We start from the raw sequence: 14,646 nt of genomic DNA on the forward strand, positions 1-14,646 counted from the left end.
ATGCACAACTTTTTACGCGGCGTTGTTTGCGCGCTGGTTTTTCTTTCTACTTTTTCGTTTCAGGCTCAGGATGTTGATGAGTCTTTATATTCCGCTTTAGAATACCGTCTTGTCGGTCCGTTTCGCGGTGGCCGAAGTGCCGCAGTTACAGGCGTTCCCGGCAAGCCCAACTTGTTTTATTTTGGCGCTACCGGGGGCGGAGTTTGGCGTACCAAAGACGGGGGTCGTTCCTGGGAAAATATCTCTGATGGCTATTTTGGCGGAAGCATCGGCTCTGTTGCCGTAGCGCCCAGTGATCACAACATTATGTATGTGGGCGGGGGCGAAAACACGCTGCGCGGAAATGTTTCTTCCGGTTACGGTATGTGGAAAACCACAGACGCCGGTAAAACCTGGGAGCAGGCCGGCTTACCCAAAAGCAGACACATTTCAAAAATTGTGATCCACCCCGATAATCCCGATGTGGTTTATGCTGCGGTTCTGGGAGATATCTATAAGCCGACACAAGAACGCGGAGTTTATAAATCTGTAGACGGCGGTAAAAGCTGGAATAAAGTGCTGTTTGCTACCGAAGATGCCGGTGCGGTTGACCTTACGTTGGACCCGAATAATTCACGGGTTTTATATGCGTCCACCTGGCACAGCCGAAGAACTCCGTATAGCTTTATAAGTGGAGGTGCGGGTTCAGCCCTGTGGAAAAGTATCGATAGCGGTGCTACCTGGAAAGAGATTTCTAAAAATGAAGGCTTTCCTCAGGATACCTTAGGGATCATCGGCGTAGCCGTTTCGCCCGTAAACTCAGAGCGTGTTTTTGCAATGGTTGAAAATAAAGACAAAGGCGGCCTGTACCGTAGCGAAGACGCCGGTGCCACCTGGAAGCTCATCAACGACGACCGAAACTTACGTCAACGTGCCTGGTACTACACCAAAGTTTACGCAGATACCGAAGACGAAGATGTGGTTTACGTACTTAATGTAAGCTATCACAAGAGTACCGACGGTGGTAAAACCTTTGAACCCAACAATGCTCCCCACGGCGACCATCACGATTTGTGGATTGCGCCGGAGGATCCTATGCGGATGGTTATGGGTGACGACGGTGGCGCGCAGGTAACCTACGACGGTGGAGAGACCTGGAGCACCTATCACAACCAGCCCACCGCACAGTTTTACCGGGTGACTACAGACAACCAGTTTCCATATCGTATCTATGCTGCTCAGCAAGATAACTCTACCGTACGCATCCCGCACCGCACAGACGGGTATAGCATTACCGAAGAGGACTGGGAAAGCACCGCTGGTGGCGAGAGCGCGCATATCGCGGTTGATCCTGAGAATCCCGATATTGTGTATGGCGGCAGCTATGACGGCTTTTTAACCCGTGTCAATCACGAGAATAATAGCGTACGCTCGGTTTCGGTATGGCCCGATAACCCTATGGGTCACGGTGCCGAGGATATGAAATACCGCTTTCAGTGGAATTTCCCCATTATGTTCTCCCGTCACAATCCTGATGTGCTGTACACCTTCAGCAATCACGTGCATAAGACTACCAATGAAGGCCAAAGCTGGGAAGTAATCAGCCCCGATTTAACCACAGACGATAAATCGAAGCAAAAATCTTCGGGCGGGCCCATCACGCAGGATAACACTTCCGTAGAATATTACTGTACTATTTTCGCAGCTAATGAAAGTCCGTTAAAAGAAGGACTGTTGTGGACGGGTAGTGACGACGGACTCGTGTACGTCACCCGTGACGGAGGCGAAAACTGGGAAAATGTTACACCCAAAGGAATGCCCGAGTGGATGATGATTAACAGCATAGAGCCTTCGTATTTTGACGAAGGTACCTGCTACATTGCGGGCACCAAATACAAATCGGGTGACTTCGCGCCCTATTTATACAAGACTACCGATTACGGTAAAAGCTGGAAAAAAATCACAAACGGCATCGCACCCGAGCATTTTACCCGCGTGGTACGTGAGGATCCTGCTCAGGAAGGTCTGTTGTACGCCGGTACCGAAACCGGAATGTACATCTCCTTTGATGCGGGAGCCAACTGGAAGCCGTTTCAGCTCAATCTGCCTATCGTTCCGGTTACCGATTTGGCGCTTAAAAACAACAACCTGATCGTAGCCACACAGGGACGCAGCTTATATATCATTGACGATCTGAGCGTACTGCACCAGCTGGATGGAAACACCAAAACCGGCGCAGTTAAATTATTTAAGCCGAAAGATACCTACAGAATGGATGGCGGTGGCCGCAAGTCCAATTCAGCCGGAACCAATCATCCTTCCGGCGTGATGACCTATTTCTATTTACCGGAATACGATGCGAAAAAAGACAGTGTTGCGCTGACTTATTTTGATGCGAAAAACGATACGATCAAGTCGTACAGCACTAGAGGAGATAAAGACAAGCTGGAGGTGAAAGCAGGAGGAAACCAGTTTAACTGGGATATGACCTATGAAGGAGCAGAGCGCCTTCCCGGAATGATCTTATGGTGGGCCAGTACCGAAGGACCCAAACAGATACCCGGCACCTACACCGTAAAACTGAATGTAAACGGAACGGACTACACACAACCCTACACTGTTGTGGCCGACCCGCGCTCGGAAGCGTCTCAGGCTGATATGCAGGCACAATTCGATTTTATAAACGACGTGAACAAAACCGTTGACCGTGCGCACAAGAGCATCAAGAAAATACGCAATATAACCGGCCAGCTCAGTGCTTTTGAGAAGCAATACAAAGACAACCCTGCGACCAAAGAACTGCGCGAAAAGTCTAAAACGCTTCGGGAGAATCTGGAAGAAATCGAAAAAGCCCTGTACCAAACCAAAAACCGAAGCGGTCAGGATCCGCTAAACTTTCCAATTCGTTTGACCAATAAACTGGCGCATTTAAATTCGCTGGTGGGTATGGGCAATTTTGCGCCAACCGATCAGGATATCGCGGTCAAAAACGAACTGACCAAACATGTGAATGACGAGCTGACTAAATTTGACCAACTCGTAAGCGATGAGGTTGCTGCGTTTAATAAGGCTTTTAACGAAATGAATCTCAATTACCTTTTTATTCAAAAGGATTAGTCCTTTTGAGGCTCCCCTCCTTGAAAAAGGAGTAGACACAATTTCGAAGAAATTGAGGGTCGGTTTTTACCCGCGCTGAGGATGTTTTAAGCTTAAAGAATCGCTACACAATACGGAGGTGGTCGAAAATAAGCCTGTTTTTAATCTTAAAAAACCTTAATCAGTATTTAATATAGTTTTAAAGTCAATCATTTGATCTTAATTTGTATTTTTGATTGTAAATAAGATCATTTTATGATAAAGGAGATATCTAAAGAGCAGGTTTTAGACCGAATTAGGTTTGAGAATCCCTGGTGGGTTGATGGTCGTATCGAAGCAGATTATAATGAAATGCCCCGCAGGTTATATTTCGATCTTTTTAAACCTCTTGTTTACGAGAGAGAGATACGACGCGCTGTTGTTTTAATGGGGCCCAGACGGGTGGGTAAAACAGTTATGTTGTTTCATATGGTTGAGGATTTAATTCAAAACGGCGTAAATCCTAAAAAAATCATTTTTATCACTATTGAAAACCCTATTTATAACAACATGCCCCTGGAGCAACTGTTTAGCTATGCAAAAGAAGCTACAGGTTTAAAAGATAAAGAGGATTGGCATATAATCTATGATGAAATCCAATATTGTCGGGATTGGGAAGTTCATTTAAAGTCTTTAGTAGATAGTTATCGCAAGGATAAATTTATTGTTTCAGGATCTGCGGCTGCCGCCCTTAAATTTGCCAGTAACGAAAGTGGTGCAGGACGATTTACAGACTTTTTACTTCCACCCTTAACCTTTAATGAATACATTTCGCTTAAAGGATTAGACAGAATCATAACTAATACGACTTTGAAGTGGAAAGAGCAAAGTACAGCATTTTATACTTCCTCACATCTGATAGAGTTAAACAAACATTTTCTCGACTATATAAATTTTGGGGGTTATCCCGAGGTTATTTTTTCGGAAAAGATTCAGGCAAATCCGGGAAGATACATTAGACAAGATATTGTAGATAAGGTTTTATTGCGAGATTTACCCAGTTTGTACGGTATTAGTGACACCAGAGAGTTGAATTCATTGTTTACCACCATCGCATATAACAGTGGTGGTGAATTTTCTCTTGAAACCTTAAGCAAGCAATCACAAGTACCTAAAAACACCTTAAAGAAGTACTTGGAATATTTGGAAGCTGCTTATCTGATAAAACAGGTAAAACGCATTGATCAAAGTGGTAAGCGTTTTAAAAGAGATAACTTTTTCAAAATTTATCTTACAAACCCCTCTTTACGAAGTGCGTTGTTTTCGCCCATCACAAGTACAGACGAAATGATTGGCAATATGGTTGAAACAGCGATATTTGCTCAATGGATGCATCGGGAGTGGTTTACCCCCTGGTATGCAAGATGGTCTAATGGAGAGGTAGATATGATAGGGATTAGCGATTCAACCTTAAAACCCTTGTGGGCTTTAGAAATCAAGTGGTCAAACAGATATTTTGATAAGCCGGGGGAACTCAAGAGTTTATATAAGTTTTGTACTGAAAGTGATTTAAATTATCCAATTGTTACGACAATAGATAAGGAAGGAGAAAAAGAACACAATGGCCTGACTATTCAATTTCTGCCCGCTGCAGCCTATGCTTTTACGGTGGGAAAAAATAGTTTAGACCGAAAGAAAAACAGTTAAGAAATCTAGCCGGTGTTAGTTTGTTTACCATTTAAAACTACACAGCAATCTAATGGGTTAAAACACGAGAAGCCAAATTTTATGGAAGCCTATTACCTCTATTTTAAATCCCTGCACCTCATTTTTGTCGTGACCTGGTTTGCGGGCCTTTTTTATGTGCCCCGTCTCTTTATGTACCAGATTGAAGCTTCCGAAAAACCGGAACCCGATCGCACTATTTTGGGCATTCAGCTGGCTTTGATGACCAAACGCTTATGGAAGATCATCACCTGGCCTTCCATGATTCTTGCGAGTGTGTTTGCGTTTATCATGCTGCACATCCAGCCGGGTTGGCTCCAGGCGCCCTGGATGCAGATCAAGCTGGGTTTTGTGGTGTTGCTCTATGCCTATCACTTTAAAAATCATCAGATTTACAAGCAATTGCAGGCCGGTAATTTTAAATACACCACGCAGTTTATGCGTATCTGGAATGAAGGTCCTACCTTAATTCTTTTCGCAGTCATTTTTCTGGTTATTACCAAAAGCGCGACCAACTGGATCTGGGGACTGGCCGGCTTAATCGTGCTTGCTATCCTCCTAATGTTGGGCATAAAACTCTATAAAAGCATTCGCGATAAAAATCCGAATGCGTAACGGTCTGGTTTTTGATTAGCTTTAAAGTCATGAAATTTCACAAGCTTTCTTTGCGCCTGCGCATCTTTTTTGGGATGGTTTTTCTCATTTTGGGAGCCTCTATCCTGATAGGGATCATCAGTGTGTTGCAGTATAGGGAGGAGGCCAAAGATTACCACCGCGACCGCTTGCTGCGCAAAGAAGATCAGATACGGGCCGAAATTGATTACGTCCTCGACCAGACCACTTATGAGGTAAAGTCTGAAAACATTCCGCTGATTTTAAAGTTCAACTCAGATATCTACCGCATCGCAGACGTTCACGAGTTGCCTATAAATATCTACGATTTAGACGGTAATCTTTTAGTCAAGTCTAAAGAATCCTTTACCGAAGATACACTTGAAACCCGCCTGAACCCGGGAATTCTTGACGGTCTCGCAAATACACCTACCAAGCGCTGGGTGGTGCCCTCCGAAATTGATGGGGTCAAATACCAGTCTTCCTATACCTACATTAACGACAACCAGTTTAAGCCGTTGGCGATTATGAATCTTCCCTACATTCAGGATGATGATTTCATCACCCGCGAGCTGGAAGAATTTTTACGCCGCCTGGCGGAAGGCTATCTGTTTATGCTGCTCATTGCGACGGCTTTGTCTTATTTTCTGTCGCGCTACATTACGCGTAGTCTTAAGACAATTAGTGATAAAATGATTGAAACCCGGCTTGATAAACGCAACCAGCGTATTGAGATTGAAGATGCCAGCGAAGAGATCAGCAACCTGGTCAAGTCATATAATGGGATGATAGACGAGCTTGAGAACAGTGCCGCCAAGCTGGCGCAAAGCGAGCGGGAAGCCGCCTGGCGGGAGATGGCCAAGCAGGTGGCGCACGAAATTAAAAATCCGTTGACGCCTATGCGGCTTACCGTACAGAGTTTTCAAATGCGCTTTGACCCGCAGGACCCCGACATTCGCAAGAAACTTGATGAATACAGCCACACAATTATTCAGCAGATAGATACGATGAGCTCTATTGCAGAGGCTTTTTCCAATTTTGCCAAAATGCCGGCGCAGCAAAACGAAACCCTAAATGTGGTTTTTGTGACCAAACTGGCGCTTGATATTTTTACCGAGCCCTACCTTACGTTTGCGAGCGATGCCGAAGAAATCACGGCAAAGTTAGACCGCACCCAACTGATCCGCGTGGTGACTAACCTGGTGAAAAACGCCATCCAGGCGACTGAAGATACCGAAGATCCCCGCATTCGTGTAGAGATCAAAAGCGAGCCCGACGAAGTCTGTATTTTGGTTTGTGATAACGGGCACGGCATTTCAGAAGAAAACGCGGTCAAAGTTTTTGAACCTAAATTTACCACCAAGTCAAGCGGAATGGGTCTTGGCCTGGCAATGGTTAAAAATATTGTGGAAACCTATAACGGAACCATTACTTTTACTTCTAAGGCAGATCGCGGCACTGTATTTAAGGTTACTTTTCCGCGGGTAGAAGAACACTAAAAACGCATCCTATGAATTTTGAAAACCTCATTTATGAAGTGGATGATCAACTGGCGATCATCACCATAAACCGACCTAAAAAATTAAACGCCCTCAATAAAGAAACCATTCAGGAGCTTCACGACGCGTTCGCGGAAGCGGATGCCGACGCAAATATAGGCGTCATCATTCTTACCGGAAGCGGGGAGAAGGCCTTTGTGGCCGGGGCAGACATCAGCGAGTTCTCTGATTTTGAAGAGGAAGAAGGGGCTATGCTGGCGCGAAAGGGACAAAAACTCCTTTTTGATTTTATCGAAAACCTGAGCACTCCGGTAATCGCAGCGATCAACGGTTTTGCGCTGGGCGGCGGTCTTGAGCTGGCGATGGCATGCCACATTCGCATAGCGAGCGACAATGCCCGTATGGGACTTCCCGAAACCTCGCTGGGACTTATTCCCGGTTATGGCGGTACCCAGCGTTTACCGCAACTGGTAGGCAAGGGCCGTGCTTTTGAAATGATTATGACCGCGAGCATGATTAATGCAGACCAGGCCCTGCAATACGGCCTTGTCAATCACGTGACCACCCAGGAAGAGTTGATGGCACTTGCCGAAAAAATCGCTTCAAAAATCCTCGAGAACTCCGGCGTTGCCATTGCGACCGCGATACAGGCTGTAAATGCCGGTTTTAAAAACGGTGTAAATGGTTATGAAGCCGAGATTGAAGGTTTTGGCGCCTCATTTGGTACCGAAGATTTTAAAGAAGGTACCAGCGCCTTTTTAGAAAAGCGCAAAGCGGAATTTCCTGGGAAGTAAAGGCGCTACCTTATAGAAATTAAAAACCGCTTTAGAGCGGTTTTTTGTTTTTACAAGCTGATAGTCAGCATTAAAAAAGTAATGATTTCCGGAAAACGCTTTTTTAAAGGATTATATTTGTTTTGACATCACTAGTTAGCTGCAAGCTGAAAAAAATAGAGAGAATAAAAATGAGTAGAGATATTAACGAAACAAAATTTTCATTTAAAGCCTTCCGAAATCTTAAAAAAGGTCTTGGAGAATTTGATGCTGTTGTCGAGTGTAATGAAATGGCTATTCGTGAATTTCTCAATAATCTTAAAGCTTCACAAGACCATAAACAATTTATTCAAGACCTATCCAATAAGCACGAAGTACGAGTCGATAGTGTCAATATCGAATTATTTTCATCACGTATTAGACTTTTCTATATTTTGTCAGTTATGCAACAGGCGGAACAATTTATTGACGAATTTAGAAAGGAATACAAAATATACAACCCGACTTGGGCAAATAAAGTAGATGGTGAAACGGACTTTGACAATTTATTGCAAAATATTTTCTCTTCAAAAGGACAAGGAATAACTGAAATAGGAAAAGAAGTCTATTACGGATTTGAGTACTATAGGTTCATAAGGAATAGGTTCGCTCATTCAGAGGAAAAAGATTTAAAAAAGTTGAACAAATTATGCAAAAAGGTCACTGAATTTACAGGCTACTACAATTCCAAGTTTCATTCTGTTAATAGCCCTAATAGTTACGAAAAGATTGACTTTAACGACTTCTTGCTATTCACTAATATTATTAAAAATATAGGCTATACTCTTTGTGAAAAGTGTAAGCCAGATAATTCACAACTTGCCGAGAGAATAGCTAAACTTGAAATCGAAATTGAAAATAAAACGATTAAACCAATAAAGAGTATCAACAAACTTAAAAATGACCCTAAAAGATATTCAAATGCTATAGGCAACTTACTAAACTCAAATTTTGGTAAAATCAATAGTTCGGATAGAGATGAAATAATTGAACATTTAAAAACAGCATTCTAGCTTAGTGGTCAAAGCGTCCCCTCCACGAAAGTCGAACTAATATTAATTTAGACTACTTTGGTGAAGGTGAAGAGTGAAGGTTCGACTCCTTCAGAATGCACAAATAAATTGACTAAAAAAAGAAAAGCCAGCAGGTAACAATGTATATAAAAAATAGGCGAAATAGTAGTAGAATCAAGTCTTTTGGCTCGTATCAAAATTGATGCTTAATCGTAAGATTGGTGCTTCGTAATTGCCTACTTTTCAAATACTAAACTTTATACATAAGCTTAAAAGAAATCGTTACTTTGTAAGAAAGAATTAAAAGCGAAATTGAAAGTAGAACATAACATATCACGAATAAGACATTTGCTAGAAATGTACAGATTGGATGTACAGGAATTTTTGCAAAAAATTAGTGAAGGACTAAAAAATCCAGTCACTAAAGAAGATGTGTTTGGAAATGAAATTAAGGTTTCTTACCTGAAAAGGATTGATAAAATTTTTGAAAAAGGGATACACTACTATTTAGACCCAAAAGCACCTGAAAAATCTAAAGAGGCAAGTGTTTTTTTTAGAAAACAAAACTTTCAAAATGAAGAGCTAAATCTGGGCGCAATAAAAATTGTTAATCAATTTGAGGAACTGAAATTATCACTTTCAGCAATTGCAAAATTATCAGATTTAGATTTTAAAAGAAAAATTAAAAAATACTCAATTTCAGACAATCCAAGAGAGATTGCGCTAAAAGCTAGAAAGGCTCTCTATCCTAAATTTGAAAAGAATAGGCGAGATTTTTTAAAAGCCCTTATATCCTCTTTGGCTACGAAAAATGTTCTGGTTTTCGAGTTTATTGAAACTTGGAATAAAAAAGAAAAGGCAAACATTGATGGTTTCTATTTAAAACCAAATATGATTGTTCTTAAAAGGCATCAATCATTTTCGAGAGAAATTTTTACGCTAGCACATGAACTAGGTCATTATTTACTAGACGAAGAAGAAATAGAAGAAATCAATTATTCCGTTTACAATAAAAATCTTTCATCCATTGAAAGATGGTGTAATGATTTCGCCTTTTTCTTTTTAGCCGGTAAGTATGCTGAATCACTTGACAAATTAGAAAAGGCTTCTTTTAATAATGATTATCATCACGACCTTATTGAAAATATTTCGAATAGAACTCATCTAAGTCAATTATCATTATTTACTAGACTTCTTTATAAAGGCCAAATTTCCAAGGTAAACTACGAACTCATAAAAGAAGAATTTGAAGAATCATTCCGTCAAAATCAAGAGGAAAAAGAAAGAGAGAAACAACTATTAAAAGAGCAAGGAATTAAACAACGAGGTTCTGTTGCAAAACCTATTCCTTCGCCATTGTTTGTGTCAACAATTCAAACTGCCTATTACGAAGGAGTTTTAAATGAATATGAAGTCTGTAAAAAACTAAATATTAAACCCGAGAAATTAGAAAAGTATATTTGATGAAAGTAATAATTGACACAAGTTCCCTGTTGTCCTTGGTTCGTTATTACTTACCATTTGACAAAAAAACAAAGCTGTTTGATTTCATAAAAGCTGAATTTGAAAATGGCAACCTCATTTTGATAGATGCTGTTTATCAAGAATGTGAATATACCTCCAAAGGTATAGTTCTTAAATCGCTGGATTATTTACTTATAAAGAAATTTAAAAAGGACTTCAATCTTCCTTTTAAAACTAAAGACCTCATTCCTCCTTCAACTAAGAAGTTTTATAATCTACTAAATGACAATTTTAGAACACCCCTTTCGAAAAAACTTAACGACGCTGAATTCGAAGAGCGTAAAAAGGAATTTCTGGAAACTGCTGACGCCAGAATGATAATTTTAGCTCTTATAAAGAAAAGTGAGAAAGAAGATGTCGTAATAATAACAGAGGAGACGGAAATTGGAAACGACCATAAAGCATTTAAAAAAATTCCTGCAATTTGTAAAATACTTGATATTGAAGTGATGACTTTACCAGAATTGCTGGAAGCTTACAAAGGAATTGATGTAGAATTTAAATAAAATCCAGCCTACTACATTACTAAAAGTAATTTAATCAGCTAACCTAAGGTAAACCTCCGCAACTACTTTTAGCCTAGATGACAGCAACAAATCAAAAACCAATCTGCTTGAAAAAAATAACATTCTTATTATTCTTATTCGTCAATTTAAGCTTTGCTCAAAGTAAAAATGATGTTGAATTTGGGATAATCACAGCTTTGTCAATAAGCAACGTCTCCGACAGTTATGAACAGAAAACCAAGTCGTTGATTGAATACAGCGGTGGTGCTTTTGGAAACTATTATTTCAGCGAGCAGTGGAGTCTGAAATTAAAAGCCATCTACGAGAGAAAAGGTTTTGCAGAGGGTTTTTATGATAATAAAAAGACAGATATAGTTTTTAATATGATTTCTGTTCCCATCACAGCTAATTATTACTTCGGGAACAATAATAATTGGTATGTTAATCTTGGGCCTTACATGGGTTTTATGATTGCTGCAAAAGCCACCTGGTTCAATACTGATATTACAAGAATATTTAATTCTACAGAGTATGGTATAGCTGGTGGCATAGGTTACAAACTTCCTATTAGTGATCAATTAGATGTTTTTGCAGAAATTGATAATCAAGCTGGATTATCTGATATTTTCAAAGACAACCCGGGTTCTGCTGTGAGAAATAATAGATTAAGCTTCAATCTCGGCATAATCTTTTAAACAAATAATCCATAAAACGGTAAATTTTTACTTAAATAATGAATCATTTATGGTTTTTTCAAAATCGATTTTCAACGCTACAAGGTACAGTCAAAACATTTTTTAAAAATACCAACAATTCAGTCCTTTAGCCTCATTTGAATAAGGATGATTATATTTGATACTATCAAATGATAGTATTATGAAGCCACTCTACTTAATCACCCTTGACTATCTTAAAATTGATAAGCGCTATTTCTGAAAAGCTTATAGAATTCTCAATTATTGCCCCATAAAAAAGTTTAATCACTAGTCCAGTAAGCCAAAAGTAATTAGTTATTTCTACTGAAATTTGAAAAATGACTATTCCTCCAAATCAAAATTCTTTTTTCAGGAACTGGGCTCCGGTATTTTTGTTTAGTATTTGTTTGATTCTATATTTCACTAATGCTATTTATCCCAATACTGACTTTACTTTTTATTTGCTTTTGATTTCAAGCATAATTCTTTTAATCTCCGCGATTTTAAACTTCGTAAATGAAAGAATAAATGTCGGGTGTTTACAAATTCTCATTTTGCTTATCACAGTTTTTTTAATTGGTTTTGGTCTGCTGTTAAAATTTGGTGTTGACCGGAGAACCAATGATAAATTAGATCGGGACAAAGTAACCGCTACATTTCAAATTTAAAGAGCTATGAAATTAGCGGGATAATACTCATTCCCCTCAACACCTATTTTAAAATCTATAAAATAGGAAATATTCCATATATTTGTAATAAATCCAAATATATGCAAGCCGAAGGAGAACATTTAAAGGGGCGTGGGGCGCAAAAAAATATTGCCAACAGGTTTGATAAGCATCAGCACGAGACGCGTGCCGACTTTCTCAATTACTGCGCGCAGGAAGGCGACGAGCCCCAAAATCTCAAAACGCTGTTTATAGATACTTTCCCCAAAAGCATTGTCAACAAAGTAGAGAGCCCAGATGTGGGGATGGGTTTTTCGCTCAATTCCTATCAGGGTTGTGAGCACGGCTGCGTGTATTGCTATGCCCGCAATTCACACGAATACTGGGGTTATGATGCCGGGCTCGATTTTGAAAGCCGCATTCTGGTCAAGCGCAATGCGGTACAACTGCTCGAAGCCTATTTTATGCGAAAAAGTTACAAAGCTGCGCCCATTGTGCTTTCGGGGAATACAGACTGCTACCAGCCCGCCGAAAAGGAGTTTCAAATCACCCGCCGCCTGCTCGAAACCTTTTATAAATACCGGCATCCCGTGGGTATCATCACCAAAAACGCGCTTATACAGCGCGATCTCGATATCATCCGGGAGTTGGCCAAATGCAACTTGATTCAGGTGAATATGTCTATCACCTCGCTTGAAGAAAAGACCCGCCGCCTGCTTGAGCCGCGCACCGCCAGTATTAAAAAGCGTCTGGAGACGGTTAAAAAACTTTCTGAAGCCGGCGTGCCGGTTAATGTGATGACGGCACCCATCATTCCGGGTATCAACAGTCACGAGGTGTTGCCGCTTATTAAAGCTGCGGCAGATCACGGCGCCCGCTCGGTGGGCTACACAGTGGTGCGGCTTAATGGTGCTATCGCGGGAATTTTTGAAGACTGGTTGAAGACCGCAATGCCCGATAGGTCAGATAAGGTGCTCAACCAGATTGCCGCCTGCCACGAGGGTAATCTCAACGATTCGCAGTTTGGCCGCAGAATGCGCGGCAGCGGTGAGTTTGCCACTCAAATCAAAGCTCAGGTAGAACTGGGCCGCAAAAAGTATTTAAAAGGCCGCGGGATTGATCCGCTTGACTGCAGCCTTTTTGAAAAATACCGGCCGGGGCAGTTGTCGCTGTTTTAGTGGGTTTATTGGCATAGTTTCTGCACTTTCAGAGGTGCTATGAGAAACTACCCGATTGCCTTATTGGTGCTGCTTGCCGTGTTGATTACCAACGGTTGCAGCAAACTCACCCGCGTCACAGATGTGATCACACAGCCCACAGCCCGTGAAGTGTATGCGCGCAATTTTGATAACGATTCGCTGCCCTATCTCAACTGGAACCGGGCCTTTGGCTTGGCCTTGCAAGACAGTCTGGCGGTTGATCTGCCCTATGCCGAACAGGGAATTTTCAGCACCCAAAGTCTGCCCGTTTACGCCTACAATCTTGAGCTGGAGCTGGGCCGAAATTATCATTTTGAAGTGCTGACCGACACGATAAATCCGTTGGTTTTTATAGATCTCTACGAAAAAACTTCAGATAGCATCTCACCCTTTAAATTGCTGGAGCAAGCCGATTATGAAAGCAAATCCCTAAGCTTTTCGCCTAAAAAAGCCGGAAACTACAAACTTGTGTTGCAACCACAGCTGGGAGCGAAGGGCAAATTTTCGATGCGGTTTAGCAGCAGTCCGGCTTATGCCTTTCCGGTGGCGGGCTTGTCGTCAAAAGCGGTACAAAGCTTTTGGGGTGCGGCCCGTGATGGCGGAAGGCGCAGTCACGAAGGCGTAGATATCTTCGCAAGCCGAGGTACACCCGTGCTGGCCGGTGTAGATGGCTATGTAAGCAGTACCGGGAACCGCGGCCTGGGCGGTAAGCAGGTTTGGCTGCGCGATGGTCTGTTTGGGAGCAGTTTGTATTATGCACACCTGGACAGTATTATTGCCAGAACGGGACAACGCGTAAAAATCGGTGATACGCTGGGTCTTGTAGGTAATACCGGTAATGCGCGCACGACGCCCCCGCACCTGCATTTTGGAATTTACCGCAGGGGAAGCGGAGCGATCAATCCGTTTCCGTTTATTCAGGAAGCTCAGCTTCCCAAGGCTTCAGACGCTTCAGAAATACCTGCTCAGGTTGTTGTGAAAGCATCAAAAGCCAATTTGCGATTGGGACCTTCGGCTAAAGCTGAAAAGGCAACCACACTAAGCAGACGTGATACACTTACGGTTCTGGGCCGCACCACCGACTGGCTACATATCAAAACTTCCGAAAATCAACATGCCTTTTTACACGAGAGTCTGGTGAAAAATCAATAGTGTTTTAAATACTTCTTATATGCAAGAGGTTACCTGTAGGTACTATGATTATCAATAAATTTTTTAAATCAAGGGGTAAATTTTCTTCTTTAGTGATCTTTTTCTTCAGCATAGCAAGAAGTCCCCGTTAAAAATTTTTGAAGCCTTGGAGAAAATTTAGGGGACTTGTTGCGGTTTTGCCTGATAA

At 41.6% G+C, this 14,646-nt stretch carries 11 protein-coding genes and 1 tRNA gene; all 12 read left to right on the plus strand.

Translation table 11 applies throughout. The features are described from left to right. The 12 genes from ACSSS3_RS08085 (at position 1) to ACSSS3_RS08140 (ending at position 14,459) form a co-directional block, all read left to right on the plus strand. Positions 1-3,096, plus strand: coding sequence for a WD40/YVTN/BNR-like repeat-containing protein (locus ACSSS3_RS08085; RefSeq protein WP_442847144.1), 3,096 nt, complete (start codon positions 1-3; stop codon positions 3,094-3,096). A 234-nt stretch (positions 3,097-3,330) separates the two neighbouring features. Continuing rightward, positions 3,331-4,761 (plus strand): ATP-binding protein, encoded by a 1,431-nt coding sequence (locus ACSSS3_RS08090; protein ID WP_442847145.1) that lies wholly within the window; start codon positions 3,331-3,333, stop codon positions 4,759-4,761. 81 nt (positions 4,762-4,842) lie between these two features. Next, positions 4,843-5,394, plus strand: a complete 552-nt coding sequence (locus tag ACSSS3_RS08095) for a CopD family protein (protein ID WP_442847146.1) — start codon at positions 4,843-4,845, stop codon at positions 5,392-5,394. A 29-nt stretch (positions 5,395-5,423) separates the two neighbouring features. Then, positions 5,424-6,890, plus strand: coding sequence for an ATP-binding protein (locus ACSSS3_RS08100; protein ID WP_442847147.1), 1,467 nt, complete (start codon positions 5,424-5,426; stop codon positions 6,888-6,890). Positions 6,891-6,901: 11 nt separating this feature from the next. Beyond that, positions 6,902-7,684, plus strand: a complete 783-nt coding sequence (locus ACSSS3_RS08105; RefSeq protein ID WP_442847148.1) for an enoyl-CoA hydratase/isomerase family protein — start codon at positions 6,902-6,904, stop codon at positions 7,682-7,684. A 170-nt stretch (positions 7,685-7,854) separates the two neighbouring features. Beyond that, complete coding sequence (locus ACSSS3_RS08110; RefSeq protein ID WP_442847149.1) at positions 7,855-8,715, plus strand: hypothetical protein; 861 nt, start codon at positions 7,855-7,857, stop codon at positions 8,713-8,715. Next, positions 8,707-8,815, plus strand: a tRNA-OTHER gene (locus tag ACSSS3_RS08115). The genes ACSSS3_RS08110 and ACSSS3_RS08115 overlap by 9 nt, the downstream gene beginning before the upstream one ends. A 257-nt stretch (positions 8,816-9,072) precedes the next feature. Continuing rightward, positions 9,073-10,179, plus strand: coding sequence for an ImmA/IrrE family metallo-endopeptidase (locus tag ACSSS3_RS08120; protein WP_442847414.1), 1,107 nt, complete (start codon positions 9,073-9,075; stop codon positions 10,177-10,179). Continuing rightward, positions 10,179-10,745 (plus strand): DUF4411 family protein, encoded by a 567-nt coding sequence (locus ACSSS3_RS08125; RefSeq protein ID WP_442847150.1) that lies wholly within the window; start codon positions 10,179-10,181, stop codon positions 10,743-10,745. Before ACSSS3_RS08120 ends, ACSSS3_RS08125 begins: the two co-directional genes overlap by 1 nt. 107 nt (positions 10,746-10,852) lie before the next feature. Next, positions 10,853-11,440: a porin family protein gene (locus ACSSS3_RS08130; RefSeq protein WP_442847151.1), complete on the plus strand. Its 588-nt coding sequence runs from the start codon at positions 10,853-10,855 to the stop codon at positions 11,438-11,440. Between the two features lie 769 nt (positions 11,441-12,209). Further along, a complete protein-coding gene (locus ACSSS3_RS08135) occupies positions 12,210-13,286 on the plus strand; it encodes a PA0069 family radical SAM protein (protein ID WP_442847152.1) in 1,077 nt (358 codons plus the stop codon). A gap of 39 nt (positions 13,287-13,325) precedes the next feature. After that, positions 13,326-14,459 (plus strand): peptidoglycan DD-metalloendopeptidase family protein, encoded by a 1,134-nt coding sequence (locus ACSSS3_RS08140; protein WP_442847153.1) that lies wholly within the window; start codon positions 13,326-13,328, stop codon positions 14,457-14,459. Positions 14,460-14,646: the final 187 nt, after the last annotated feature.

This window comes from Leeuwenhoekiella sp. H156 (assembly GCF_052218455.1).
GTDB classification, from domain to species: domain Bacteria; phylum Bacteroidota; class Bacteroidia; order Flavobacteriales; family Flavobacteriaceae; genus Leeuwenhoekiella; species Leeuwenhoekiella parthenopeia.

Bases quoted from the DNA above. Each gene is read 5' to 3' on its own strand.
- ACSSS3_RS08100 (WP_442847147.1), top strand. From the start codon at position 5,424: ATGAAATTTCACAAGCTTTCTTTGCGCCTGCGCATCTTTTTTGGGATG.
- ACSSS3_RS08140 (WP_442847153.1), top strand. From the start codon at position 13,326: ATGAGAAACTACCCGATTGCCTTATTGGTGCTGCTTGCCGTGTTGATT.
- ACSSS3_RS08105 (WP_442847148.1), top strand. From the start codon at position 6,902: ATGAATTTTGAAAACCTCATTTATGAAGTGGATGATCAACTGGCGATC.
- ACSSS3_RS08135 (WP_442847152.1), top strand. From the start codon at position 12,210: ATGCAAGCCGAAGGAGAACATTTAAAGGGGCGTGGGGCGCAAAAAAAT.
- ACSSS3_RS08085 (WP_442847144.1), top strand. From the start codon at position 1: ATGCACAACTTTTTACGCGGCGTTGTTTGCGCGCTGGTTTTTCTTTCT.
- ACSSS3_RS08120 (WP_442847414.1), top strand. From the start codon at position 9,073: ATGTACAGATTGGATGTACAGGAATTTTTGCAAAAAATTAGTGAAGGA.
- ACSSS3_RS08110 (WP_442847149.1), top strand. From the start codon at position 7,855: ATGAGTAGAGATATTAACGAAACAAAATTTTCATTTAAAGCCTTCCGA.
- ACSSS3_RS08095 (WP_442847146.1), top strand. From the start codon at position 4,843: ATGGAAGCCTATTACCTCTATTTTAAATCCCTGCACCTCATTTTTGTC.
- ACSSS3_RS08125 (WP_442847150.1), top strand. From the start codon at position 10,179: ATGAAAGTAATAATTGACACAAGTTCCCTGTTGTCCTTGGTTCGTTAT.
- ACSSS3_RS08090 (WP_442847145.1), top strand. From the start codon at position 3,331: ATGATAAAGGAGATATCTAAAGAGCAGGTTTTAGACCGAATTAGGTTT.